This is a genomic window from Enterococcus sp. DIV1314a (assembly GCF_051713805.1).
Taxonomy (GTDB): Bacteria; Bacillota; Bacilli; order Lactobacillales; family Enterococcaceae; genus Enterococcus_I; species Enterococcus_I aquimarinus.
In genome coordinates this window covers 1851634-1877768 of record NZ_JBIOQP010000001.1, presented here as the reverse complement: position 1 = coordinate 1877768, position 26135 = coordinate 1851634, and the positions used below count along the sequence as shown (strand labels likewise).

The window sequence follows — 26135 nt, the reverse complement described above, 5'->3', positions numbered from 1 at the left end:
TTTAGTCTTGCATACCTTTACACTAACAAGGTGAATAATGATGGATGTTCATTTAATTTAATGTAATTCGGATCAAAAGCGAGCATCCGTGCAAACAAATCGGGTAAATCCGCTGTTTGTTTCGATAACACACCCAGAATTACCGGCCCGGTACCGCGATTGATTTTCTTCGTGTATTCAAAGCGCGTGATGTCATCATTGGGACCGAGAACGTCATTAACGAATTCTTTTAACGCGCCTGGTCTTTGCGGGAAATGAATCACAAAATAATTCATTAAACCTTGATAAATCAGGGCCCGTTCTTCAATTTCAGCCATGCGACTGCTGTCATTGTTTCCGCCACTAATAATGCAAACAATGGTCTTGCCTTTGATCGCCTCGCGCATTTCTTCTAACGCAGCGACACTGAGTGCACCGGCAGGCTCTGCCACAATGGCTTGTTTACTATAGAGTTCCAAAATCGTCACACAAACTTGCCCTTCATCAATGGCGATGAGTTGATCGACAAATGCTTTGGCGTGAACATAATTATGATTCCCGACTTCTTTGACAGCTGCACCATCGACAAACTTATCAATTTGATCAAGTGCCACCGGATGGCCCGCCTCAAAGGCTGCTTGCATTGACGTTGCCCCTTTTGGCTCGACACCGACGACTTTCGTTTGAGGGCTGACGGCTTTGACATAGCGACTCACGCCACTAATTAAGCCTCCGCCACCAATCGCAGACACCACCAAATCAGGCGTCACTTGCAATTTCTGCAAGTCTTCCATGATTTCAAGGGCCACCGTTCCTTGACCGGCGATAATCGCTGGATCATTGAACGGATCGATGAAGGGCATCCCTTGTATGGTTGCGTATTCTTTCGCTGCTTGAGCCGATAGATCAAAATTATCACCAACAAGACGAATATCCACCCAATCACCGCCAAAAAAGGCGACTTGAGACACTTTTTGTTGCGGAGTCGTTGTCGGCATAAAAATCGTTGCTTGAATTTGTTTTTCACGACACGTATACGCCACGCCTTGCGCATGGTTGCCTGCACTCGCACAAACAACCCCTCGACTTAACTCGAGGGTTGTTCGTTGTTGAATGGCATGATACGCACCACGTAATTTAAACGAGCGCACTTTTTGTAAATCTTCTCTTTTCAAGTACACATTGGCTTGATATTTTTGGGACAAATAAGCATCGTATTGCAAAGGAGTATGCGTGACTGCTCCTTTAAAACTTTCATAAGCTGCTTCAATCTGTTCTTTCGTCACATACTCCAAAAGGTCCACCTCGCTTTACTTACTCTGCTGATTTAACAAACGGCATCATTTTACGTAGTTCTTCGCCAACTGTTTCAATTTGGTGTTCTTTACGTGTTTGACGCATTTGTTTGAAGTTCGCAAAGCCATTCGCATTATCATCGACAAAACCTTTCGCGAAGTTCCCATTTTGGATATCCGTTAAGACATCTTTCATGCGATCTTTCACATCGGAAGTAATCACACGTGGCCCAGAAACATAGTCGCCATACTCCGCTGTATTCGAGATTGAATCACGCATTTTGCCGAATCCACCTTCATAAATAAGGTCGATGATTAATTTTAATTCATGACACACTTCAAAATATGCAAGCTCTGGTTGGTAGCCCCCTTCGACTAATGTTTCAAATCCAGCTTCGATTAAACTTGTTAACCCGCCACAAAGTACCGCTTGTTCTCCGAATAAATCCGTTTCTGTTTCTTCCTTGAAAGTTGTTTCTAACACGCCCACACGAGTCGCTCCGATTCCTTTTGCATACGCTAAAGCTGTTTCTTGCGCTTTACCTGTTGCATCTTGGTAGACCGCATATAACGCTGGTACCGCAAAGCCTTCTGTAAAGGTACGACGCACTAAATGTCCTGGGCCTTTTGGTGCCACTAAGAAGACATCCACATCCGCTGGGGGTGTAATCACGTCAAAATGAACGTTAAATCCATGGGCAAAGACGAGAGAATTCCCTGCTTCTAAACTTGGAGCAATTTCGTTTTCGTAAAGTGTGCCTTGGATTTCGTCAGGTGCTAAAATCATGATTAAATCGGCTTTCGCTGCAGCTTCTTTCACTGGGAAAACGTCAAAGCCGTCTTCTTTCGCTGCTTGTGCTGATTTTCCTTCACGTAATCCAATGATGACATTGTGGCCATTATCGCGTAAGTTTTGCGCATGCGCATGTCCTTGTGAACCGTAACCCACGATCGCGATTGTTTTCCCTTTTAATTCATCTGTTGCCACGTTCTCATCATAATATACTTTAACCATTGTCAATTCCTCCAATATGTTTTTGTTTTTATTTTTTCATCTATCCTCGAACGAGTCCGGTAATTCCGGTACGAGCGAGTTGTTTTAACCCATAGGGGCGTAACACTTCAATACAGGCATCAATCTTCTCATGCGTTCCCACAACTTGAATCATAATGCTTTTTTGCGCCACATCGACGATATCTGCTCGAAACGGGGCAATCACCGCCTGAATCTCTGAGCGAATCGCTGTGGGAGCATTGACTTTAATTAACGCCAATTCTCTTTCAATATGAGGGTCTCCTGTAATATCAAGAACTTTTAATACCTCAATTTGTTTATTCAATTGCTTAATGACCCGCTCAGCTTCCGCTAAATCAGAGACATTCACGACAATTGTCATGCGGGACAACTCGAACTGTTCTGTCGCCCCAACGGAAATACTTTCAATATTTACTTGGCGGCGATTTAACACACTCGTCACCCGACTGAGGACACCCGATTTATTCGCCACTAAGGCAACAATCACTCTTCTCATTGGCCCTTCACTCCAATCATTTTATGATTTGGCATCCCAGATGGAATCATCGGTAGCACATGTTCACTACTCGAAACCACCACTTCAATTAATTGCGGACCTTTGTAGGTGAATGCTTCTTCCAGCTCAGCTTCAAACGTCGCCGGATTGCTTAACTTCGTCCCTTTAATGCCATACGCTTCCGCTAATTTAATGAAGTCAGGATGATTCGTAAAGACCGACGCCGAACGACGATTGCCGTGGAAACTTTCTTGCCACTGACGAACCATTCCCAAGGATGAATTATTAATCAAAATAAATTTCACATTCAATTGAAACTCATTCAAAATCGCTAACTCTTGATTCGTCATCTGGAAGCCGCCATCGCCAACAAACACAATTACTTCTTTGTCCGGATGTGCAAACTGCACGCCAATCCCAGCTGGAATTCCGTACCCCATCGTTCCTAAGCCACCACTTGTAATGATTTGGCGTCCAAAGCTAAAGGGATAATACTGCGCCACCCACATTTGATGTTGACCCACATCTGTCGCAACATACGCTTGGCCTTTCGTCATTTCACCGATTTTTTCAATCAAACGTTGTGGCTTAATTTCGTCCGTGTTCTCACGATCAAACGTAAACGGATAACTCTTCTTGCGTTGTTGACAAAGCTCTTGCCAAAGCGTCATCTGAATCGGTTGATACGGATACGCCAAAAGTTTTTCTAACGCTACCTTTGCATCGCCAACAATCGGAATATCCGTATCAATCACTTTGCCGATTTCAGCCGGATCAATATCAATATGGGCAATCGTCGCATGCGGCGCAAACTCTGGCGGACAACTTGCCAAGCGATCATCAAAGCGACTGCCAATATTTAATAGAAAATCACATTCCGCTAACGCCATATTTGCCGCATAGCTCCCATGCATGCCACCCATTCCTAAAAACTCAGGTGCGCCATTTGGCAAGACTCCTAAACCAAGTAACGTCGAAACCGTCGGAATATGATATTTGTCAACAAACGCTCGGAACAATTCTTCGCCACCAGCCGCCGTCACCCCAGCACCTACTAAAAGGACTGGGCAACTCGCCTTTTGCAATTGCGCCATCAATTTATTGATTTGTCCCTCAGAAGGATTCACATTTGGTTGATAACTTTCGATCTGAATCGGCGCCACTTCACGCACTTTATCCGTCACTGCCAAGGTCATATCCTTCGGTAAATCAATCACCACTGGACCCTTACGCCCCGTCGTCGCAATATGAAATGCTTCTGCCACCGTTTGTTCCAAATCTTCAATACAGCGCACTTGATAATTGTGTTTCGTAATCGGTAAGGTAATTCCTAAGATATCCGCCTCTTGAAATGCATCCTTGCCAATCACTGGACTCGCCACTTGCCCCGTAATCACGACTAGCGGTGTTGAATCCGCCATCGCGTCCGCAATCCCTGTCACCACATTCGTCGCACCCGGACCACTCGTCACTAACACCACACCAGGCTTGCCAGTCGATTTTGCGTATCCTTGCGCCGCATGAACCGCGCCTTGCTCATGACGAGTCAAAATATTCGGAATCTCCGCATCATATAACGCATCGTAAATTGGTAAAACGGCTCCACCTGGATAACCAAAGATCATTTCCACGTCCTGTTGTCCCAAACAACGCAACAACAGTTGGGCACCGGAGTACGATTGTTGGGCTTCGTCTTTAATTTGTCTATTCTCCATCAAAATTCCTCCTAATTTTTAAGTAAACAATTCAATCTCTTCTATTTGTGTTGTGGAAATTCTCATCTACCAAAATACAAAATATCGAATAAAAAAAGAGCATCCTTCTATCAATCAGATAGGATACTCTTTTGCGAGAATCCCATTTCGTAACACGAATAGGACTCAAACAAGTGGATTGTAGCTCCCCTGTGTTCTAAGTCCTTTACCTAATAATAATGACTAATAAATATAGGTCATTCGTGAATTGCATCGAAATCGTCTCCTCTTAAATGAATTTGTTTTAATGTCTTTATAATATACAGTTAACTTTATTAAAAGTCAATTAGTTTTGTCAGAATATTTAAAATTTAATGGAGAAATGGAAAAACTGTCTAACAAATACTGTTAGACAGTCGAAATCGCAATAATCATTCTATAGGATTTATCCCATAGATAGCTAAAAACAATAATATAATATTAAAAATCTAAACAGCATATAAAATATTATGTGAAAACAGAATTATGATCACAGAAATAATTGTGAATTAACATCGATTTATTTTTTAACAATTTATTGATCGCATTCAAAAAAAACATGGCTCTAAAACTTACAGGGTGCATGGATTGAAATTTTATAGACGCGTTTGGAAGCATTCGAAACAGCATGGCTCTAAAACAGTCCTCAAAATCTTCGATACTGCGCTCTTCGTTTTGGAAGTTTTGGAAGCATTCGAAACAACATGGCTCTAAAACCGATTGCGTGGGCGTTTTCTGGATTGTGTAGTTTTGAAAGCATTCGAAACAACATGGCTCTAGAACTTATGAATGTACGCAGGACGGAAAATTTTAGTTTTGGAAGCATTCGAAACAACATGGCTCTAAAACGGTTATGCAGGGTTGACCGTCACACCGCCGTGTTTTGGAAGCATTCGAAACAACATGGCTCTAAAACACAGAACCAATTTTTATAAAAAAAGACACCGTTTTGGAAGCATTCGAAACAACATGGCTCTAAAACACATTATGCAGTAAGACTTCCCACCAAGCAGTTTTGGAAGCATTCGAAACAACATGGCTCTAAAACCACTGAAGTATTCATATGTGAAGTACAGGAGTTTTGGAAGCATTCGAAACAACATGGCTCTAAAACCGGTTGAAATATATCGAGGTTTAGTTATCTGTTTTGGAAGCATTCGAAACAACATGGCTCTAAAACTCGACAAGGCTTTTACCTTTTTTTCCTTCGGTTTTGGAAGCATTCGAAACAACATGGCTCTAAAACGGCCGCTCTACTTTCAAAGTTTTATGCCAGTTTTGGAAGCATTCGAAACAACATGGCTCTAAAACATGCCGATTGACACATCACCTGAAAACATTGTTTTGGAAGCATTCGAAACAACATGGCTCTAAAACACAACCAAAGCTTTTGAATTAAAACCGCTAGTTTTGGAAGCATTCGAAACAACATGGCTCTAAAACAGTCAAGTTTACGTTCTTGTAATTCTGCCAGTTTTGGAAGCATTCGAAACAACATGGCTCTAAAACGAAGTGGCAGACGTAGTTGAAGAAGTCACTGTTTTGGAAGCATTCGAAACAACATGGCTCTAAAACAACTTTGCGGTCTTCACCTGTTAAACGTTTTGTTTTGGAAGCATTCGAAACAACATGGCTCTAAAACGTGCAATTCTGTTTTTCATAAGTTTGAATAGTTTTGGAAGCATTCGAAACAACATGGCTCTAAAACACAGCTACGGTATAATCACTTTTCCCAACAGTTTTGGAAGCATTCGAAACAACATGGCTCTAAAACTACATTGAGTACGATATTTTAAGCTCTCGTGTTTTGGAAGCATTCGAAACAACATGGCTCTAAAACAACAACTACACGAGGTTTCCATACGCCCAAGTTTTGGAAGCATTCGAAACAACATGGCTCTAAAACGTATGATCCAGCTGACGATTTAAACTTTATGTTTTGGAAGCATTCGAAACAACATGGCTCTAAAACTGCCTAATATTCGTGCAGGATTTTCTTTAGGTTTTGGAAGCATTCGAAACAACATGGCTCTAAAACTGTTATATTAGTACCATTCACAATACCAGAGTTTTGGAAGCATTCGAAACAACATGGCTCTAAAACTCGGGTATCAAAGTAGTGTCCGTCCGATTGGTTTTGGAAGCATTCGAAACAACATGGCTCTAAAACAACCTCTGATAAACCTTGCCTAACTGTAATGTTTTGGAAGCATTCGAAACAACATGGCTCTAAAACAGAGCCAGGGAAGAATAGATTGCTTTTTGTGTTTTGGAAGCATTCGAAACAACATGGCTCTAAAACTGGCTTTTAGGTGGTTTTAGCGCGATCAATGTTTTGGAAGCATTCGAAACAACATGGCTCTAAAACTTTGGCAAAAGAGCGATAAAAACAATAAAAGTTTTGGAAGCATTCGAAACAACATGGCTCTAAAACTTTGGAATGAAGTCATGACTTGGTTGGGTATGTTTTGGAAGCATTCGAAACAACATGGCTCTAAAACACGAAGAAAATGATTAATGTCAGCTTACACGTTTTGGAAGCATTCGAAACAACATGGCTCTAAAACATATCATGTAGATACGCGCGATCACGATAAGTTTTGGAAGCATTCGAAACAACATGGCTCTAAAACAACACTACTAGGCATCAACATAGAAGCCCCGTTTTGGAAGCATTCGAAACAACATGGCTCTAAAACATGACCTTAGCAAGTATAAAGGGCTAATCGGTTTTGGAAGCATTCGAAACAACATGGCTCTAAAACGGTCGAATGCAGCAGGCGTTAGAACACATGGTTTTGGAAGCATTCGAAACAACATGGCTCTAAAACCTCGTAGAACTTAAAAAGGTTTCGTAATCGCGCCATTTACCCATAGCAAAGTTTCAGTTCTCGAATACTTCTGATGATAAATTCACAACTATTCTGTTTTCAAAGAACAATACTACGGCTTTATTTCAAACAAACAATAGTCTTCATCCATCACATATTGTTGGAATTGATAGACTTCGTTAGGTTCGATAAATAAGACTGAAATATTCACTAAAGAGATTTCCTCTAGCAATGTAGCCATTTCTTTTTCTGTTAAATAGCTACAAATATTGATAAATACGAGCAATTTCTTTTTCCGAAGATACTTGAATACATGGATCAACTCTAAACATTTTTCAAAAATACTTTGATAATAAGTGGCTATTTTTACATTATAACTTGCAAATAAACTTGTCAAAGTAGGTTCTTGACTTTCCAAATTGAGTTCATGTTGTAGTAATTGTGTGGTAATCAGATTGTTAATTTCTATCGTTAAGCGCTCTAGTTCTGATTTAATTTCAGGAACGTCATTCAATTGACTCTCTAAATCGGTATAAATTAATTTTACCATAGATGTTGAATGGAATGAATAGCCTAATATATCTGTAATTACTAGAAGCTGTGATTCTTTTATTGAAGTATATTTATGATCATACAACTTCAGTTCGTTATCTTCTGTATATTCAGCAAACAATTTCACTATGTTACTAAATATTTCAGTTTTTTTTAACACTAGGATTGTCGAACAATTAAGTTGGATAGACGAATCTAGTAACGGAAAATTAAGACTCAGCATCTGGCGCCTCCCCTAGATAAATAATCCGAGCATCCGAGATGGCTACTCTATCATCCTTTTCACCATTTAGATAGACCATTCGAGCGAATTGTTTTTCGGTCACGGTCAAAACAGTAATATGCCCTTTTTTAGGATTCTTCGCTTTTAACCGATTAATCATCGCTTTATTCGCACTGTCATTCAGCAGCAATTTACTATAAACCGAAAACTGATGCATAATAAAACCTTCACTAATTAAAAATTTTCTGAATTGACGATATACCTTACGCTCATCAGCGGTTTGCGAGGGCATATCAAACATGAGGACCATTCTCATAAAACGATAACTCATAACCTAAATATGGGTATACTTTCTTGTTCATGATTCAAAACTTTAATCACTTTTTTCGTATAATCGCTGATGATATTTGTTAAAAACATTTCTTTATTTCGGTAATAGTATGTGCTGTTAAATAATTCAAATAAGTTGCGTTTCATTTTGGTGAAATTTTGGTTTCTTGACTCAAATATAATCTGATCGACTAGTGGTCTAAATGGTTCCATTAAATCACTTGCTAAGTTAAATTCATTAAATTGATTGGCATGTTTCAAGCCAAATTGAGTCATACAGCCTGATTTCACAATTTCTCTAGCAAATATACTCATTAGCAAGGTATAACCATAGTTCAAACCAGCATTAACATCATTATTTTGCTCCCTCGAAAAGTCATTACCAAACAACGTATTAAAATAAATCCTTGCTGCATGCCCTTCTCTGTTTGTTGGATCAAAAGGTTCTAATGTTTCGTGTAATGTCATTAGTGCATATGCTTTTTCATCGAAAATCCGCTGCGTTAAATGCTGTGTTTGGTTTAATATCTTTTGAGAAATGATAGCTGTCCATACTTCAATTTTTTTCTGTTGAGTCCATTCGAGCTGTCGCTTTAGCTGTAAACTTGAATCGTGTCGGGCGTAAAAAGGTAGGAGTTTACCTATTGGTAAGCGTTTGTCATCACAAAATAATAGTAAAATATTCTCATCAATCAATCGCTTAATCAACATTGTTGTGATGATAATATCTGTTGTTTCCAACAAGATAATATCAATTTCAGACAAATGAATTTTTTCTGTTGTTCTTGTATTTTTAAAAACCAAGTGATTATTGGAATATGATAATTTCGAATGAGTATTTACAACGATGGTTCGCCATCCCATAGCTATCCCTCCAAAGTTATTCTTGTTTCATACATACCTGTAATTGATTGGTGAATCACCGTGCCTTTCCAAGCTTCAGTGATTGTTGTATAACGGTATCTAGGCATTGTCTGATCAAAGAATTTAAAATCTGACGGTGCGCCTTGTGACGTTAATCCTAACAAATTCACACATGACTCTGCAATTTTTTTGACATCGCGATTTTTATTTTTTTCATATATTTCTAAGATATTTTTTTGATTTTTTTCAGCTAAGATATATTTTTGAGAAAAGTTAATCACTTGATTGACAATTTCCGAAAATTGTTCTTTGTGTGTATTAACGTAATTATAGCTTCTTGGATACTTCAGTTTATCGTAACGTAACGAATGATAGAGTAACGCTACCAAATGATCTGGCAAGACTAATTGATTCGCTTTTTGTGCTTCTTTACCTCCTGATATCAATCGTCTTCTGCCGTCCGGTAGAACATACAAAGAATATTTTGGTAATATCAATACGATTTGAGGATTCAGATATCCAAGTTTTTCTAAAAATAATGTAGTATTCGTTTCAAAAGCTTGACGTTGCATGATTGTAATCCCTAGTATTTGTTGCGCTCTCTTTTTAGCTTTTCCTTTTTCGTACGTAAATGCCACAGAGTATGAAATAATCGGACTATCAAACCCACCATATTTCGAGGGATTCCACCCCGTTTTTCGTGGAATTAATTTATTAGAATCTCCTTTAGGTTTAATTGTTTCTTTCGAAAATCCGCCTTTTTGTCTCTCCACTTTTTTGACAATATTCATTTGTTTAGACTGTAATACTTTTTTGATTGTTGAGATATCCGTTTTTTTATTCCAAATAACTTCTCCACTTTCTTTGTTGATTACGCGTTCATCGCTAGCAAAAAACAACATAATATTAGTATAGGTATTTTTCTTAGCTGTTGCTTTATTAGCTGCAAATGAATTGTATTTTAGGTAATCCCCATATACAAATTCTGGTTTTAGCTGAGGATATCTTTTAATCAACACATTCGCAACAATCGTATTAAGATAGGCATCATGAGCATGGTGATAGTCATTTATTTCTCTAACTTTATAAATATCAAATTGTTTTCGGAATTGACTAACTAAACTAGATTTTAGTGTAATAACGTCCACTTCTCTGATTTTTTTTCCTTCATGATTTATTTTGGTGTTATATCTTTTATCTAAAATTTGAGCAACATGTTTGGTAATTTGTCTTGTTTCGACTAGTTGGCGTTTAATAAAAATCGCCTTATCTTCATCAGTTAACCCCCCTCGAAGTGCTTTCGTTAGGTGATCATATTTTCGTTGGCTTATAAGATTAGATTTTTTTAGCTCGTTCCAAAGTGGAAGCATTTTGTTAACTATCGCCATTTTAGGTACGTCATTTGACTTGTCTCTATTTGATCTTGCGCTAACGAGAACTCTATTATCTAGCGAATCATCTTTAATAAAACTTTGTGGAATAATGTGATCGATATCATAGGACGATAAGTTTTCTAAATCTAAGTCTTCTCCCGTATACATATCTTTCCCGTTTTGCAAATAATATAAATAGACCCGATCAATTTGCAATTTCTTGTTATCAACGGGATTACGTGTCAACAAGTTACTACCTAATTCTTTCATAGCATCTTCCAGCGACTTCAATCTTGGTTTAGCGTTCTGTTTTCCTCGCGCAGTTGTTTGGTTTTCGCGTGCCATTTCGATTGTAATATTTTTTGGGACACTCCCCATAATACTAACAATTTCGTCGACAATTCTGATACTCTGTAGAATCCCTTTTTTAATAGCTGGACTACCCGTTAACTGATATACGATTTCCTCAATCGGATCATCATCCCCGATAAATTGAGCTTCTTTAATGATTGCTTTAAATGATAATGTATCTTCATTAATTAGTTGCATGAAATTACGATTAATATTTTTATTTTGCGCATCATCTTCAATCAGAAAGTCTAAAATAGTTTTATTTGTTTCTTGATCACGAATTCCATTGATTAATTTATATGATAAGCGTCCCCAACCTGTATATTTTTTTCGTGCTAATTCTTTTATCATTTTTTTAGTCAAGATTGTATCAAATTCAGAAATTTGATTCTCTATCATTTTACGATCTTCAAATAATGTCAATATTTTGATAATTTCTTCAAATATCTCATCATTTTCAGCTTGATCGAGTAGTTCTTTTATACCCGAAATTTTGCTGAAATCATGATATGTTGCGTAGTTACTATTAAATTTATTTTCAATGCCATGAACCGTTGGAGTTTCAATATGATATTCATTTTGCAAAAATTTTTCTAATTTTTTTTGCGTAACTTGACGTTCTACTTTGAATAACTTATTGAAAACATCAATTTTTTCTTCGCTCGAAAAATTTAATACTTTGCCTCTATCGTCGGTGTAACTTACTTTAGTCAATTCATTAAAAATCAAAAATTTTTGATACATCAAACTCTGTTTAGGTAATACTTTTTCATCCGGTAAATAAGTATCATGGTTCGTCATTCTTTCGATAAACTTCGTCGCTGATGATTCAAAGTCGATAATTTCTCTGATGTTCCAAGGTTGTATTTTTTCATCTGTTTTCCGAACTAACCAAGAAAATTGGCTATTCCCTTTGGCTAAGGGGCCAATAAAATATGGGATACGAAACTTAAACATTTCGATAATTTTCATGCAATTATCTTTCAAAGCAGGATAAAAATGAGATTGATTTTCTAGTATTGCATTTAATTCTGCCAAATGAATTTGATGCGGAATCGCTCCGTTATCAAACGTTCGTTGTTTTCTTAAAAAATTTTCTTGTTCTATTTTCTTAAGAAAATAGTCCGATCCATCGATACCCTCAATCAATTTTTTGACGTACTGATAAAAATCACCCTGTGAAACACCACCATCAATATAGCCCGCATATCCTTTTTGGGTATTGTCTTTAAACATGGCTGAATACGTTTCAGGTAAGTGTATTTTAATGAATTTTTTTAATTTTTGTAAATCATTTTTGTGTTCATCATAGCGTTGTATCATCGACGCTGATAATTTTGCTCTCGTCGAAGTATTGTCCACTACCAAAATATTCGACAGCACAATAGCATCATAAAGATTTTTAGTTGCGATAAATAATTCTGTATATTCATCACCAATTGTTTCTAATAACGTAGACAGATCTTCTTCATAGGATTCTTTTGGAATTTCTAGTTGAATTTTCTCGTCTAATTCAAAAACAGTTTGGAAATTTCCTTTTAATCCGATAATCAGTTTTAAAAATTGAGCAAGTGTACCATTTCGTTTTTCATTTGGAAATAAAGCTAATATATTTTCAACTTTCTTGGTCCGCGATACTTTCTCTTTTGTGATTTGACCAATTTCAATCGAATTATCCAAATAATTAATTAAACTCCCATCTTCTTGTACTGTAAACACACGGTTATACTCTTGTAAAAATATTTTGAATAATTCTTTAACCGATGAATTAGCGGGGTCTAAATCACCTTCAATCAAAAAATGACCTCGATATTTTAAAATATGCGTGCACGCTAAATAGACTAGACGGATATCAGCTCTTTCAGTTGAATCTGCTAGTTGTTTTCGTAAATGATAAATTGTCGGGAATTCTCTATGATATCGCTCTTCTTCTTCTAAGGTTCCAAAGACTGGGTACTGTTCACGTCTTTTTTCTTCTTTCACTAAAAAACTATCTTCTAATCGAATAAAAAAATTGCGATCAACTTTTTCCATTTCTCCATGGAATATTTTTTGTAGTTCTTCTAACCTTTTCCTTCTACGTGTGTAGCGTCGGCGCGTGGTTCGACTGAGACGTCTTGCTTCAGCAGTCAGCCCTTCTTCAAAAAGACGGACACCCCAAAAGTTTTTCTTTATGACCTTTTTATCAGTGTTTCCTAGTACCTTCATTTTTTTCATTACTAACGTATAATCATCTTTAACCACTGCGTAGCCCACACTGTTTGTCCCAATGTCTAACCCTATCGTATACCCATTACTCATTTAATTACCTCCATTTCTTTCTCAAAAATTATTTTTTCAATTTATAAAATGAATCGATTTGTTCATCACTCTAGAGAAAAAACATTTTCCTCACCCAATAAACATTTTATAAGAATATAGATACACAAAAAAACATCAAAAATTAATAACTCCACCTGTACATGATGAGAATATTTTTTCCTAGTTTGATGCCTCCTATCGTAGGATATTGCTTGAACTTTGTTTTAAATTTGGTATAATGAAATTGTTGGTAGCATTCGAATCAACATGGCGAGTTAAAATAAGGCTTAGTCCGTAATCAACTCTACTAGAGTGGCGCTGTCTCGGCGCTTTTTTTTTTGCTAAAAATTTTATTAAAACGTTTTCTAAAACTAATGTTATTATATCATATTTTCTCATCAAATAATCATTTTTAGAAATTTATCACTTTTAATATCATTTAATTCTAAATCGTACTATATTAAATAAGACTACTCCAAAAATTAACGTGAAATTTTTGGAGTAGTCTTATTTCTCTATTATTCATCCATTCCTTATAAAAACAAAAGAGTTGCTCTTATAGAGACATGTTCCTCAACGCTAAAAGTTGTAGAACCAAAAAAACCGCTGAAACCAAACGGTATCAGCGGTTTTAAACACGTTCTATTTCACTGCGTCTTTAAGAGCTTTACCCGGTTTGAATGCAGGTACTTTGCTTTCAGGGATTTGGATCTCTTCGCCAGTTTGAGGGTTACGTCCTTTACGCGCTGCACGAGAGCGTACTTCGAAGTTACCAAAACCGATTAATTGAACTTTTTCGCCGTTAGCTAAAGCGTCTTGAATTGTTGAGAATACAGCGTCAACTGCTGCAGTCGCGTCTTTTTTTGTTAAGTTTGTTGCTGATGCAACTTTTTCGATTAATTCTGCTTTGTTTGCCATGGATGGTTTCACCTCCTGAAAATTGGTCTATTGAATGACATGTTCGCAAGATTGAGTGGTCCAATCATTGCGAATAAATATTGATTTACCTCATCAATATTCTGTTATAACGTTATCACAAGAACCCTATAATATCAAGGGTTTTAACAATTTAAAGGCTTTTTTTTAGGATAATAAAAATTCCTTTGTCAAATTATCGCAACTATGGTAAAATCTTTATTTTCTTCGACGCGCAATGATTCGAATCGGCGTTCCTTCAAATGTAAAGGCATTGCGGATTTGGTTTTCCAAGAATCGTGCGTAAGAGAAATGCATCAGTTCTTCTTCGTTCACAAAGATTACAAATGCGGGTGGTTTTACCGCAACTTGTGTCGAATAGAAAATCTTCAAGCGACGGCCTTTGTCGGTTGGTGTTGGGTTAATAGCCACGGCGTCCATAATAACATCGTTTAAGACGGATGATGGAATCCGCAAGTTTTGGCTTTCACTCACTCTTTCAATTAATTCAGGGAGCTTATTCAAGCGTTGTCTCGTCACAGCTGAGACAAAAATGATTGGAGCATAGTCTAAGTATTGGAATTCATCGCGAATTTCTTGTTCAAAATCACGCATGGAGTTCGTATCTTTTTTAACTAAATCCCACTTGTTCACAACGATGATCAAGCCACGTCCTGCTTCATGTGCGTAACCAGCAATTCGCTTATCTTGCTCGCGAATTCCTTCTTCGGCATTGATGACGAATAACACAATGTCTGAGCGTTCAATCGCTCGCATCGCCCGCATGACACTATATTTTTCGGTACTTTCGTAAACTTTTCCTCGTTTACGCATCCCGGCAGTATCAATCATGGTGAATTTCTGTCCGTTTTCCCCAACGAAATGGGTATCAACCGCGTCACGTGTCGTTCCTTCGATTTCTGAAACAATCACGCGTTCTTCGCCTAAGATTCCGTTAATCAATGAAGATTTACCAACGTTTGGTCGACCGATTAAACTAAATTTAATCACGCCTTCTTCTTCTGGTTCGATTTCGGTGCTAAAATGTCTAATGGCTTCATCTAAGACGTCTCCTAGTCCTAAACCATGACTCCCTGATACAGGGTACGGATCGCCTAATCCTAACGAATAAAATTCATAAATTTCATTCCGCATCTCAGGATTATCGACTTTATTGACCGCCAAAATCACCGGTTTGTTGCTCTTAAATAAAATACGTGCCACTAATTCATCGGCATCGGTTACGCCTTCTTGTCCACTTCCGACAAAAATGATGACGTCTGCTTCTTCGATTGCGATTTCGGCTTGGTGACGGATTTGATCCATGAATGGTTCATCGCCTAAATCAATCCCACCGGTATCAATAATACTAAATTCTTTGCCTAACCACTCTCCTGTTGCATAAATCCGGTCTCTGGTTACGCCTGGGGTATCTTCCACGATTGAGATACGTTCCCCAGCAATACGATTAAACAGAGTCGATTTCCCTACATTCGGACGGCCGACAATTGCAATTGTTGGATTTGCCATGTTATTCCTCCATTAGTCATTTATTTTTCACTAAAAGTTATCCGATTCACTCAGACAGCTTCACTTGACTTTCAACTAACCTAGTTTACCTAATGAAAAGGAAACTTGCAAGTATTCCCTGTGATAAAACCGCTTTTTTTAATACAAAGAACAAGATTGCGCTTTATTCTTCCTTTATGAGCCTCACTCGACTTTATTTTGACAAGGATAAGATTTGTGCATACAAAAAGAGTCTGCGATTTCTCACAGACTCTCATTCATTTATTCATTATTATCTTTTAAGGCATCGCCTAAAATATCACCCATCGTAAAACCTGTTGATTCTTCAGGTAACACGTAGGCTTCTTCGGCTTCTTCGATTTCTTTGGCAACTTCGCTCTCCGGTTTTTCTTCGAGGGCTTTAATGCTCAACGCAATTCGATGTTCTTCTGGATGCACTTCTAAGACTTTCACTTGGACTTTATCGCCTTCTGTTAACACTTCATGCGGTGTTGCAATGTGTTTGTGTGAAATTTGCGAAATATGCACAAGTCCTTCAACGCCAGGGAAGACTTCAACGAATGCGCCAAAGCTTGTTAAACGCTTCACGGTTCCTTCTAAGGTCGTGCCAACACTTGCTTTGTTTTCGATATCAGACCATGGTCCAGGCAACGTATCTTTAATCGAAAGTGATACGCGATCTTTTAATGGATCAACGGATAAGACTGAGACTTGAACTTTGTCGCCAACAGTTAAGACATCGCTTGGTTTTGCAATGTGTGTATGTGCGATTTCTGAAACGTGAACGAGACCGTCTACGCCACCTAAATCAACGAATGCGCCAAAGTCTGTTAAACGTGCTACCGTTCCTTCAATTTGATCGCCTTCTTTGATAGTTGCAAGTAATTCTTCACGTTTGCTTGCTTTTTCAAGTTCGACAACGGCTTTGTGTGATAAAATTAAACGATTTTCAGATGGTTCAATTTCAATGATTTTAAAGGTCATAGTTTGGCCTTTATAACTTTCGAAATCATCGACAAAGTGATCTTCAACCATTGATGCTGGAACGAAACCACGAACACCCACATCAACGACTAAGCCGCCTTTAACGACGTTCGTAACAGGTGCTTCAATAATTTTTCCTTCTTTAAAATCTATTTCAATCTCTTCCCAAACTTTTTTCGCGTCTAAGCGACGTTTAGATAGTAAATAACTGCCATTTTCTTTATCTTTGCCAATAGTAGAGATAACGACTAAATCTAGGACGTCTCCCACTTTAACAACTTCATTGATATCCTCTACGGGTAAAGTCGATAATTCCTTCGCGGGAATTACGCCCTCAACACCTGCACCTTCAATCCCTACAATCGCTTGACGGTCTTCAAGGGCTAATACCTCACCTTTGACAACGTCTCCCACATTTACTTCTTGGAAACTTTCCAATGCGGCTTCCATTGATTCATTTCCAGATTCTACCTGATTGTTTTCAAATTCTGTCATGACAAGCGTCCTCCTAACAACATTCATTCTAATTTAAAACGGTTCTACCTTAAGTGTATGCTATTCTGAGATAAAAATAAAGCGATTTCTCATCTTTTCATCAAAAAAACTCTTTTCTTTTTCATTTGAAAGAAAAGAGCTCAAAATATCAACGATTTTGGTTATTTTTTTTTGTTTCCACGATTTGTTCGATGACACTTACGACTTCCGAAATACTCAAACCAGTCGTATCGACTTTCACTGCATCTTCGGCTTGGCGTAAAGGGGATACTTCCCGCGTCGAATCCAGATAGTCTCTTTGTTCAATTTCTTGTTTTAATGTGTCAAAATCGGTCATGATCCCTTTAGCTTGATTTTCCTTAAAGCGACGTTCGGCTCTTTCTAACACACTCGCGACTAAAAAGATTTTGACTTCGGCAGTTGGTAAGACGGCCGTTCCGATATCGCGTCCATCCATGACGACGCCTCCGTTTTTCGCGATTGCTTTTTGAACTTCAACGAGTTTTTCGCGCACTTTTGACCACGCGGATACCTCAGATACCCCATTGGTGACATCGTTTTGGCGAATCGCCTCCGTGATTTCTTCCCCATTTGCGTAGACTTTTTGACCATCGCTTGTTTGTTCGAACGTAATTGGATAGCGATCAAGCAATGCCACCAGTTCTTCTTCGTCTGAAAATGGCACGTGATGTTTAATCGCTAAATAGGTCACTCCTCGATACATTGCGCCGGTATCGGTATAAATATAGCCGTAATTTTTGGCTAAAATTTTTGCCACTGTACTTTTGCCTGATGATGCGGGACCATCAATTGCGATATTGATTTCTTTCATGATTTAAACCCCTTGTTTGTGTTTTACGTGAAAAAAAACCGCCGCGACGGTTTTTTAACGAATTCTTAGTTGTTGGCCTGGACTTAAGAAATAGTTATCTGGAGTCATGTTATTTAAACGATAAAGTTCATCCACAGAAATACCGGCACGTGCAGCAACAGCATTTGGACCTTCACCAGCTAAAACTTCAATATAATCGCCTTCGGTTGCTTGGTTTTGCTCTGTTTCAGCGTCCGTCGGTGTTTCAGGTGTTGGTGTCACTTCTGTTTCTGGTTTATCAACAGGAGGTACAACGACTTCTTGTGATTCAACAGTGGTAGATTCTGTACTTGTCTCACTTGTTTCGAGACTAGATGATTCTACTGTTGAAGATTCACTGCTAAATGAGCTCGAGTCAACCGTTGAACTCATTGTTGTCTCTGTTGTTTTTGAGGTTGCTTCGGGATTATTTTTTGTGTATAAAGCCCAGACTCCTGCTGAAATGGGAATGGCTACAATTAAGAAAATTAAGATTAATACAGTCGTCAGAAAGGCTGTATTGCTTTTCTTTTTGTTGCGTTTTTGAGAACGACTATAAGTCTCTTCTCCTTCAGTATCGTAGATCGGTTGTTCCCATAATTCGTTTGTTTCTTCTTGATTATCGTTGCGTTTCTTTTTTCTACTCAATATCTTTGCCCTCCTAGTTCTCTTCGCAGTATTATACCATAGGAAAATACTTCCTGTCTTAATAATTTCATAAGCTTTTTTAATCTTTAAACATTCTTTGTAATATTTCTTGCCAGTCTTTTGTTCCCCGTTTTTCTTTTTGACTTGTGGGCGTGCCGAGGTCCATGGTGGCCCCGTGATAATCACAACATTTGGCTGGAAAACGCGTAACACTTTCGTCTAACGAGGCGAGCATACGTTGTCTGCGGCAGCCTTGCCAATGGATGTAATCAAGCATTTCGCTTAATTTTTGTTGTTTTAACGTTTCGTTTTTTTTCAAAGAAGTTAAAAAAGTCGTCATCCCTTCAATCGCTCCTTGTTGGCGCCATTTTTCTTGTAAGTCATCTAAAGGGAGTTCGATTTGATGTTCGACTTGATAGGCTAATTCTTGTCGTTTTAGGCGTGTATGTTGTTGAAAATAATAGTGAATTTGTTCATCGCCTTCTTGATACAGTAAAATGGCATAGCTTTGTTGTTGATCTCTCCCCGCTCGTCCAATTTCCTGCATATAATTTTCCATACTATCTGGTAAATCATAATGAATCACCAGGCGGATGTTACTTTTATTGATCCCCATGCCAAACGCATTGGTCGCAATTAAAAACTGTAATTGTTGTTCTTGAAATTGTTTTTGTAAAAAAGCGCGCTGTTGATAATCCAGCCCACCATGATAATATCCGATAGCATATCTTTCTTTCAGTTCATGATAAAGCATTTCGACGTTTTTTCTGGTAGCACAATAAATAATCGCTGAGCCTTCAATCGTAGCGAGACGACTGGCGAGACTTGCTTTTTTGTCTTTCGTCATTTCGACAAATAACGCAATGTTTTCGCGATTGGCCGACTCCCGAAAGAGTTGTGCGTCTTCTTTTAAGAGCAATGTTTGGATATCGCGTTGCACGTCTGCATTCGCCGTTGCGGTCAAGGCTAACGTGACGGGGTTTCCTAGTTGTTGTTTCGCAATCGATAAATTGCGATACTCGGGACGAAAATCAATCCCCCACTGCGAAACACAGTGCGCTTCATCCACGACAAATAAGGCGATTGTTTGTGTTTTTAAGGCGGCTAAGACAGGTGGTTGTAACAACATCTCTGGACTTAAAAATAAAAATTTTAGTTGGTGTAATTGTTTTAAGATAAATTCTTTTTCGAACGATTGCAGCGTCGAATTGAGTGCCACGACTTTTTTTTCACCAAAGGATAACAGGGCGTTGACTTGATCTTCCATTAACGAAATTAAAGGAGAGACGACAATCACTAAGCCTTCACTTAAATAGCCCGTCAATTGGTAACAAAGGCTTTTGCCATTTCCGGTAGGTAAAATCCCCAACGTATCCTTTTTTTCAAGCAAGGATTGAATGATTTCTTTTTGATTTTTACGAAAAGTGGGGTATCCAAAATAGTGCTGTAAGGCTTGTTCTAGCATTTCGTCCCTCTTTTCTCTTGAATTTGATATAAGCGTAGTTCAAAAAATGAAATTTCTGGTGGTAAGTGGAGTGTGCGATAAGGATACTGCCATGAATTTGCCGGTAATTGCTGCAAGCGAGCGTAGTGTTCAGCGCTCAAAAATACCTGAAATGGGAACTGTTCATCACTGATCGCCCATTCAATCATATGATCATGCAACGTGCCTTGTTTTAACCGTCGCTGCTGACTAATTTGCGCAAGCGTCATCCCTTCTTTGAATCGTTGGATCGATAAAACGGCACTTTTATTACGGTTTTCGGCAAACAAATCCGCGACAAATTGATACAATAAAAACTCTTGGTGTTGTTCGAGTTCAGAAAAAAACGCATGAAGGCTATTCGAAACATAAAATTTATCTTGCGGAAAGGCTTGATATGCTTCTGGTAATAATTGAAAAAAGGCTGATCCATTTTGTTGATGACCGGTAAAGCTTTGGCTGAGGAAGTCCGCTTGTTCTTTTTCGAGTGCCTGCAATAAGACGGTTAATTCTTGGTAAATGGTCGCGCGCAGCACCTTTTTATGTTGTCTGACAAAATAGCGCATCCGTGCTAACAAATAAGGCGAACTCTCGATGGGCAGATACTCCTTGCTTTTTCCTAGATAAGAAGCGACTTGTATGAGTAATTGAATCAAGCGCCAGACTTCTTTTTCTTTTTTTCCAAAACGAAAATAATTCAAGTGTGAAAAAGTGGGTGTTTCTTCCTTTGGCTTTTTGGTGGTAATCTCATAATAATGGGGTTCTAAAGGGACAGCTTGCAGCCACCCTTGTTTCGTTAACGTTTGTAATCGTTGTTGAAAGTCGTTTTCACTCAGTTCTGGAAAACTTCTAAAGTACGGCAATAAGTCATTGAAATAGGCATAGCATAAAACCGAAGACGTTTGGCGTCCTATCAAGACTTGAAAAAGTGTCGTTGACTTTAGCTTGTGCTTTCGTTGAAATAAAGCTAAAATAAATGCATTCATAGTCATCCTCCAGAAAGTAGTGATTCCATGCCTCAATTATGTAAATTGGAGCCTGAACGTTGTATTGCTTGCGGGCTCTGTGCGGTTTATGCACCGACCATTTTTGATTACGATGAAGAAGGAATTGTCCTCTTCGCCCAAGATCCAAGCGCTCATCAACAGTTTATTCAAAAGAACCAAAAAGAACAAGTCCTTTCTGCTTATAAGAAATGTCCCACACGAGCGATTCTACTTGAAAATTAAGGTTTCTGTCTGATAAATACGAAAAAAGTGGTCCGTTATTCCCTTTTCAGGTAATGATGGACCACTTTTTTTATCTTTTTATGTTAAAACGATTGGTTTTGACTAAAATGTTGCTTTTTTGCTAACCATGGCAATAATTTGGCATGAAGCGCTAAAAAGACGAGACTCACCATCGTTCCTTTAATTAAGTTGAATGGTAAAATACCAACGACAATATAATTTGCGAGTGACATGCCTAAAAATTGATCAGCCGTTACACCGAAAAATATGAGGTACAGCGGTGTAATCACAAAGTAGTTCGCGATGCTTAAAACTAAACTCATGCTTAGCACGCCAGTTACCATTCCTAAAAACTTATTAAGCGGCGATGTTCCTCGACGGAAAATATAATAAATCGGCAAGGTAAAGATTGTTGTTGCGACAAAACTTGCCACATCTCCTACTAAGTTTTGTGGCGATAATCCAGTCGTAATAGTATGCAAGACGGAGCGTAAAAACGCAGTAGCGACTCCAGCCATTGGACCATATAAAAACATACTTAATAACACGGGAATATCACTAAAATCGATTTTTAAAAACGGGAATACTGGTAGAATCGGAAACGCGACGAACTGCATGACCAACCCCATTGCTGCAAACATTGACACTGAAACCATTTTTTGAACTTTGTTACTCATTGTAAATCCTCCTAATTGTTTAGGAAACATCTTCAAACGTCTTTATTCGTCTTGCCACGGTCAACTTGATAAAAAAAGTACCCTATTTTTCTGCGCAGAAAAATAGGGTACTCGATTGATCGTTTTAAGACAACCTAAATACGCCCTATCTTCTTTCATCCAGACTGTACTGTCGGTATTGGAATTTCACCAATTCAGCCACTTTTTCTTGCGGAAAAAGCAGGTCGTGGACTTTAACCACCGGTCGGGAATTTCACCCTGCCCTGAAGACGAACCTTTTTTATTTTTTGTTACAAATCTATTATAACTATATTTGTGAATAAATCAACTAGTTTGTTTGATTTATTTTTTTTGACTACTTTTTGACAATTCCATCAATTGACTTACTTCTTTTTTAGACAACTCGCGGGATTGCCCCGGTCTTAGTTTGTCCAAGTTTAAATGGCCATAACGCTCGCGTTTTAGTTTTTGTACAGGCAGTCCGACTGCTTTTAACATATTTTTCACTTGATGGTTTTTTCCTTCGTGAATCGTTAATTCGACGATACTTGTGCCTGTTTTAATATCATTTGAGATGACAACACATTTGGCAGGGGCCATTTTTTGGCCTTCAATACGAATCCCACGGGTTAACGGTTGTAGTTGTTTGTCATCGGCTTTTCCTTTTACTTTCGCGACGTATACTTTATCGATTTGATATTTTGGATGGGTTAATTTTTGCGAGAATGCGCCATCGTTTGTTAGTAGTAATAATCCAGATGTATCATAATCGAGACGCCCTACAGGATAAATACGCTCAGAAACACTTGGGAAAAAGTCTGTTACAACTTTGCGCCCTTTGTCATCTGAAACAGCCGAGATGACCCCTCTTGGTTTGTAAAATAAATAATAGACAGGCTCTTCTTGATAGATCGGTACATCATCAAAATCGATTTGATCTTTGTGGCTGACTTTTGTGCCAAGTTCTTTTGTGACGACACCGTTAACTTTCACACGTCCGGCTAAAATATATTCTTCCGCTTTCCGTCTTGAAGCAACACCTGCATGTGCCAATACTTTTTGTAATCTTTCCATTATACGTCTCCTCTTAATTGCTTCTCAGCAATTTCTTTTTGAAATTGGTCCAAAAATAAATCTTTTGGCATTTCTTCTGCTAAATCTGCTTCCATTTGTTGAATATCTGGTAGTTCATTCATGGTTTTTAATCCAAAATAATCCATAAAATAGGGGGTGGTGCCGTACAGAATCGGGCGTCCTGGTCCTTCGACACGTCCTTGTTCTTCAATTAATTGTAAACCGACTAAACGTTGAATCGAACCCGATGATTTGACACCACGAATGTCTTCAATTTCCATCCGAGTAATGGGTTGTTTGTAAGCAATAATCGCAAGCGTTTCAATGGCCGCTTGTGATAGTCGGTTCGATAGTGGCGACTGCGCATACCGCTTTAAGAGCGGTGCGAGCTCTTTTTTCGTCGTTAAGATAAACTGATTGCCCACTTCTAAAATTTGTAATGCGCGCTGCTGATCTTGTTGATACGTTTCATTTAATTCTTGAATGAACGTATAAACTTGAGCGGTGCTTAATTCGAGTAAATAACTTAATTCTTCTAACGCGATTCCCTCATCGCCTACGACAAAAAGGAGCGCTTCAATTTCGCTTTGTTTATTCATGTAACTCTCCTAATCTACGGCATAGACCATCATTGGTTGGTCATTACCTGCTTGTTCCACACAAACTTTTTGCTTTTTCATTAATTCGAGTAAAGCCAAAAAGGTCATGACGATTTCGCCTTTTGTATACGTCGTTAAAAAAGTCGTTAACGGACGCCCTTCTTTTGGTTTGAGCGCTTGTATTTGGTTTTCTAGCCAACTCATTTTTTCGGTTATCGTCACTTCTTCCGCACTAATGGTGGTTTCTGACGGTGTTTCTTGGCGTTTTTTTTCAAGCATTTGATGAAATGCTAAAAATAAATCGATTGTTGTCAGTTGATTAGCTTTTAAAATAGGTTGTTCTTCACTTTTAAAAGCCCCCACATTCATCGGTTCCTTGGTAAAATATTGACTCCGTTCTTCCGCTTTTTCAGCTAAACATTCGGCTGCATATTTAAATTTTCGATATTCTAACAGTTGCGTCACCAATGTTTCGCGTGGGTCTTCTTGCTCATAGTCTTCTTCAAAATCATAATCACTGGTCATCGTTGGCAGCAATGTTTGACTTTTAATCGCCATTAACGTCGCAGCCATCACCAGATATTCACCGGCAACGCCCAGTTCAAAAGCTTTCATCGCACGAATGTATTTCATATATTGATCGGTCACAGCCGCAATGGGAATATCATAAATGTCAATTTCTAATTTTTGAATTAGATGCAGTAGTAAATCTAACGGCCCTTCAAAGACATCTAATTTAATTTGAATCTCTTGCATCGTCTCATCCTTTTTTCTTTAGGCTCTTGGGAAAAACTGCTTATAGACTTCTGTCATGCGTTTTTTCGTAATGTGGGTATAAATTTGTGTCGTCGAAATATCTGCGTGCCCTAACAATTCTTGCACCGTTCGTAAATCCGCCCCGTTTTCTAACAAATGGGTCGCAAAACTATGACGCAACGTATGAGGGGTGACATTTTTATGGATGCCTGCTTGACGGACTAAGCCTTTCAAATTTTTCCAGATTCCTTGACGGCTCAACCCTTTCCCGTGGCGATTGACAAACAAATGGGTTTCATCGGGTTGTTTAGCGGTTAGAGACGGGCGTGATTGCGCAAGATAGCATTCAATCCACTCAATCGCTAAATCACCGAGTGGGACGATACGCTCTTTGTCGCCTTTTCCGATTGTTTTGAGCAGTCCCATACTCAAATGTAAATCTTCTAAACGCAGTCCGACCAACTCACTCACCCGTAAGCCTGTCGCATATAAGACTTCTAAGATTGCCCGGTCGCGAATGCCTAATATTTCATTCGTATCAGGTGTTTCAATTAACTGTTCCACTTCTGATAAGCTTAAAATATCCGGCAATTTTTGCGCTTTTTTTGGTAATTCAATGTGTTGCATGGGATTATGATCGGTAAAGCGTTCTTGTCTTAAAAACTGGTGAAATTGACGCAAACTCGTGATCATTCGAGCGAGTGTTGCGGGAGATTTTTTTTCTTCTTTTAATTCTTGTAAAAAATCAATGACAATAAAACGATCGACAGCTTGCCAACTCGGTACTTGGTGCAAGGTCAAGTAGGCTAAATACTTTTCCAAATCACGCCGATAATTGGTTTTGGTGTTCTCAGAGAGCCCACGCTCAATCGTTAAATAATGTAAATAGTCGATGATTTGTTCATTCATTTTCTCCACCCCACTCTCAACACCCTATCATACCAAATTTTCGTCGCTTCGAATAGTTCGACAACCAAAAAAGCTGAACTTCTCTGGAAATGAAAAGTTCAGCTTTGATTCAACGCTTGGCAATGTTGGCAAATTCCATGAAACGTTAGACGATGATCTTTGACTAAAAAATGAAAATCTTTTTCGACAATCTTTTCGACGTCCCTTAAAAGATCCTCTTCAATTTCTTCAATGTTTCCACATTCAAGACAGAGTAAATGATGATGAAAATGGGCAGCTCCTTCTTTTCTTAAGTCGTAGCGTGCCACGCCATCATCAAAACTAATTTTATCTACGATTTTAATATCGGTTAAAATTTCTAACGTGCGATACACGGTTGCCAAGCCAATATCAGCATTTTTCTTTTTAACAAAAAAATAAATTTCTTCGGCTGATAAATGATCCTTTTCATTTTCGAGTAAAACAAGTAAGGTCGCTTCTCGCTGGGGAGTTAACTTAAAACCTGATTCATGTAATTGTTTTTTCGTCTTTTTTAAAGAATCGCTAATCGACATTGTATCCCCCATCTCTTTATAATGATTCTAATCAATAAATTAATTAACATAAGAATCATTATAAAGTA

22 protein-coding genes, 1 CRISPR repeat array and 1 riboswitch are annotated in these 26135 nt (G+C 38.3%); of the genes, 1 reads left to right on the top strand and 21 read right to left on the bottom strand.

Annotated elements, in window-relative coordinates; translation table 11 throughout:
• Positions 1–17: 17 nt before the first annotated feature.
• The 15 genes from ilvA to IGI68_RS08810 form a co-directional block, all read right to left on the bottom strand.
• Positions 18–1274: a threonine ammonia-lyase IlvA gene (gene ilvA, locus IGI68_RS08880; RefSeq protein WP_438732306.1), complete on the bottom strand. Its 1257-nt coding sequence runs from the start codon at positions 1272–1274 to the stop codon at positions 18–20.
• 19 nt (positions 1275–1293) lie between these two features.
• Positions 1294–2289: a ketol-acid reductoisomerase gene (gene ilvC, locus IGI68_RS08875; RefSeq protein WP_438732304.1), complete on the bottom strand. Its 996-nt coding sequence runs from the start codon at positions 2287–2289 to the stop codon at positions 1294–1296.
• A 40-nt stretch (positions 2290–2329) separates the two neighbouring features.
• Positions 2330–2806 (bottom strand): acetolactate synthase small subunit, encoded by a 477-nt coding sequence (gene ilvN, locus IGI68_RS08870; protein WP_071873608.1) that lies wholly within the window; start codon positions 2804–2806, stop codon positions 2330–2332.
• Positions 2803–4521, bottom strand: a complete 1719-nt coding sequence (ilvB, locus tag IGI68_RS08865; RefSeq protein WP_438732301.1) for a biosynthetic-type acetolactate synthase large subunit — start codon at positions 4519–4521, stop codon at positions 2803–2805. The genes ilvN and ilvB overlap by 4 nt, the downstream gene beginning before the upstream one ends.
• Positions 4522–5144: 623 nt before the next feature.
• Positions 5145–7370: direct repeats of the CRISPR family, unit length 36 nt; unit sequence GTTTTGGAAGCATTCGAAACAACATGGCTCTAAAAC.
• Between the two features lie 112 nt (positions 7371–7482).
• Positions 7483–8142: a type II-A CRISPR-associated protein Csn2 gene (gene csn2, locus IGI68_RS08860; RefSeq protein WP_438733259.1), complete on the bottom strand. Its 660-nt coding sequence runs from the start codon at positions 8140–8142 to the stop codon at positions 7483–7485.
• On the bottom strand, positions 8132–8476 hold the full coding sequence (gene cas2, locus IGI68_RS08855; protein WP_438732299.1) for a CRISPR-associated endonuclease Cas2: 345 nt from the start codon (positions 8474–8476) through the stop codon (positions 8132–8134). The genes csn2 and cas2 overlap by 11 nt, the downstream gene beginning before the upstream one ends.
• Entirely contained in the window at positions 8473–9339 is an 867-nt protein-coding gene (cas1, locus tag IGI68_RS08850; RefSeq protein ID WP_438732297.1) for a type II CRISPR-associated endonuclease Cas1, read from the bottom strand. The genes cas2 and cas1 overlap by 4 nt, the downstream gene beginning before the upstream one ends.
• Before the next feature lie 2 nt (positions 9340–9341).
• The gene (gene cas9 / locus IGI68_RS08845; RefSeq protein WP_438732295.1) at positions 9342–13364 is read right to left on the bottom strand and encodes a type II CRISPR RNA-guided endonuclease Cas9; all 4023 of its coding nucleotides are present in this window, start codon (positions 13362–13364) and stop codon (positions 9342–9344) included.
• Positions 13365–14006: 642 nt separating this feature from the next.
• Positions 14007–14282: an HU family DNA-binding protein gene (locus tag IGI68_RS08840; protein WP_071873596.1), complete on the bottom strand. Its 276-nt coding sequence runs from the start codon at positions 14280–14282 to the stop codon at positions 14007–14009.
• A 216-nt stretch (positions 14283–14498) separates the two neighbouring features.
• Positions 14499–15809, bottom strand: coding sequence for a ribosome biogenesis GTPase Der (gene der / locus IGI68_RS08835; protein WP_071873595.1), 1311 nt, complete (start codon positions 15807–15809; stop codon positions 14499–14501).
• A gap of 261 nt (positions 15810–16070) precedes the next feature.
• A complete protein-coding gene (gene rpsA, locus IGI68_RS08830) occupies positions 16071–17288 on the bottom strand; it encodes a 30S ribosomal protein S1 (RefSeq protein ID WP_438732292.1) in 1218 nt (405 codons plus the stop codon).
• Between the two features lie 148 nt (positions 17289–17436).
• Positions 17437–18120 (bottom strand): (d)CMP kinase, encoded by a 684-nt coding sequence (gene cmk, locus IGI68_RS08825; RefSeq protein ID WP_438732290.1) that lies wholly within the window; start codon positions 18118–18120, stop codon positions 17437–17439.
• A 54-nt stretch (positions 18121–18174) separates the two neighbouring features.
• Positions 18175–18786 carry an SAG1386/EF1546 family surface-associated protein gene (locus tag IGI68_RS08820; RefSeq protein WP_438732288.1) on the bottom strand — a complete coding sequence of 204 codons (612 nt, stop codon included), beginning with the start codon at positions 18784–18786 and terminating at the stop codon, positions 18175–18177.
• Between the two features lie 79 nt (positions 18787–18865).
• Positions 18866–20251 (bottom strand): RecQ family ATP-dependent DNA helicase, encoded by a 1386-nt coding sequence (locus IGI68_RS08815; protein WP_438732286.1) that lies wholly within the window; start codon positions 20249–20251, stop codon positions 18866–18868.
• A complete protein-coding gene (locus IGI68_RS08810) occupies positions 20245–21255 on the bottom strand; it encodes a helix-turn-helix domain-containing protein (RefSeq protein WP_438732284.1) in 1011 nt (336 codons plus the stop codon). Before IGI68_RS08810 ends, IGI68_RS08815 begins: the two co-directional genes overlap by 7 nt.
• A 27-nt stretch (positions 21256–21282) precedes the next feature.
• Here IGI68_RS08810 and IGI68_RS08805 point away from each other — a divergent pair, with 27 nt between their 5' ends.
• Positions 21283–21498 (top strand): ferredoxin, encoded by a 216-nt coding sequence (locus IGI68_RS08805; RefSeq protein ID WP_071873589.1) that lies wholly within the window; start codon positions 21283–21285, stop codon positions 21496–21498.
• 83 nt (positions 21499–21581) lie between these two features.
• On the opposite strand, the gene IGI68_RS08800 is transcribed toward IGI68_RS08805, so the two are convergent.
• The 6 genes from IGI68_RS08800 to fur all read right to left on the bottom strand — a co-directional run bounded on the left by IGI68_RS08800 (position 21582) and on the right by fur (position 26067).
• A complete protein-coding gene (locus IGI68_RS08800) occupies positions 21582–22175 on the bottom strand; it encodes an ECF transporter S component (protein ID WP_438732282.1) in 594 nt (197 codons plus the stop codon).
• A 143-nt stretch (positions 22176–22318) separates the two neighbouring features.
• Positions 22319–22450: riboswitch (FMN riboswitch) on the bottom strand.
• 67 nt (positions 22451–22517) lie between these two features.
• A complete protein-coding gene (locus IGI68_RS08795) occupies positions 22518–23249 on the bottom strand; it encodes a pseudouridine synthase (RefSeq protein ID WP_071873587.1) in 732 nt (243 codons plus the stop codon).
• On the bottom strand, positions 23249–23848 hold the full coding sequence (scpB, locus tag IGI68_RS08790; RefSeq protein ID WP_071873586.1) for an SMC-Scp complex subunit ScpB: 600 nt from the start codon (positions 23846–23848) through the stop codon (positions 23249–23251). The genes IGI68_RS08795 and scpB overlap by 1 nt, the downstream gene beginning before the upstream one ends.
• A gap of 9 nt (positions 23849–23857) precedes the next feature.
• Complete coding sequence (locus IGI68_RS08785) at positions 23858–24604, bottom strand: segregation/condensation protein A (protein ID WP_071873585.1); 747 nt, start codon at positions 24602–24604, stop codon at positions 23858–23860.
• Between the two features lie 18 nt (positions 24605–24622).
• Positions 24623–25513, bottom strand: a complete 891-nt coding sequence (gene xerD / locus IGI68_RS08780; RefSeq protein WP_071873584.1) for a site-specific tyrosine recombinase XerD — start codon at positions 25511–25513, stop codon at positions 24623–24625.
• A gap of 98 nt (positions 25514–25611) precedes the next feature.
• On the bottom strand, positions 25612–26067 hold the full coding sequence (gene fur / locus IGI68_RS08775) for a ferric iron uptake transcriptional regulator (RefSeq protein ID WP_438732278.1): 456 nt from the start codon (positions 26065–26067) through the stop codon (positions 25612–25614).
• Between the last annotated feature and the right edge of the window lie 68 nt (positions 26068–26135).

Bases quoted from the DNA above. Each gene is read 5' to 3' on its own strand.
- ilvC (WP_438732304.1), bottom strand. From the start codon at position 2,289: ATGGTTAAAGTATATTATGATGAGAACGTGGCAACAGATGAATTAAAA.
- ilvN (WP_071873608.1), bottom strand. From the start codon at position 2,806: ATGAGAAGAGTGATTGTTGCCTTAGTGGCGAATAAATCGGGTGTCCTC.
- ilvB (WP_438732301.1), bottom strand. From the start codon at position 4,521: ATGGAGAATAGACAAATTAAAGACGAAGCCCAACAATCGTACTCCGGT.
- cas2 (WP_438732299.1), bottom strand. From the start codon at position 8,476: ATGAGTTATCGTTTTATGAGAATGGTCCTCATGTTTGATATGCCCTCG.
- cas1 (WP_438732297.1), bottom strand. From the start codon at position 9,339: ATGGGATGGCGAACCATCGTTGTAAATACTCATTCGAAATTATCATAT.
- cas9 (WP_438732295.1), bottom strand. From the start codon at position 13,364: ATGAGTAATGGGTATACGATAGGGTTAGACATTGGGACAAACAGTGTG.
- IGI68_RS08840 (WP_071873596.1), bottom strand. From the start codon at position 14,282: ATGGCAAACAAAGCAGAATTAATCGAAAAAGTTGCATCAGCAACAAAC.
- der (WP_071873595.1), bottom strand. From the start codon at position 15,809: ATGGCAAATCCAACAATTGCAATTGTCGGCCGTCCGAATGTAGGGAAA.
- rpsA (WP_438732292.1), bottom strand. From the start codon at position 17,288: ATGACAGAATTTGAAAACAATCAGGTAGAATCTGGAAATGAATCAATG.
- cmk (WP_438732290.1), bottom strand. From the start codon at position 18,120: ATGAAAGAAATCAATATCGCAATTGATGGTCCCGCATCATCAGGCAAA.
- IGI68_RS08815 (WP_438732286.1), bottom strand. From the start codon at position 20,251: ATGCTAGAACAAGCCTTACAGCACTATTTTGGATACCCCACTTTTCGT.
- IGI68_RS08810 (WP_438732284.1), bottom strand. From the start codon at position 21,255: ATGAATGCATTTATTTTAGCTTTATTTCAACGAAAGCACAAGCTAAAG.
- IGI68_RS08805 (WP_071873589.1), top strand. From the start codon at position 21,283: ATGCCTCAATTATGTAAATTGGAGCCTGAACGTTGTATTGCTTGCGGG.
- IGI68_RS08800 (WP_438732282.1), bottom strand. From the start codon at position 22,175: ATGAGTAACAAAGTTCAAAAAATGGTTTCAGTGTCAATGTTTGCAGCA.
- IGI68_RS08795 (WP_071873587.1), bottom strand. From the start codon at position 23,249: ATGGAAAGATTACAAAAAGTATTGGCACATGCAGGTGTTGCTTCAAGA.
- scpB (WP_071873586.1), bottom strand. From the start codon at position 23,848: ATGAATAAACAAAGCGAAATTGAAGCGCTCCTTTTTGTCGTAGGCGAT.
- IGI68_RS08785 (WP_071873585.1), bottom strand. From the start codon at position 24,604: ATGCAAGAGATTCAAATTAAATTAGATGTCTTTGAAGGGCCGTTAGAT.
- xerD (WP_071873584.1), bottom strand. From the start codon at position 25,513: ATGAATGAACAAATCATCGACTATTTACATTATTTAACGATTGAGCGT.
- fur (WP_438732278.1), bottom strand. From the start codon at position 26,067: ATGTCGATTAGCGATTCTTTAAAAAAGACGAAAAAACAATTACATGAA.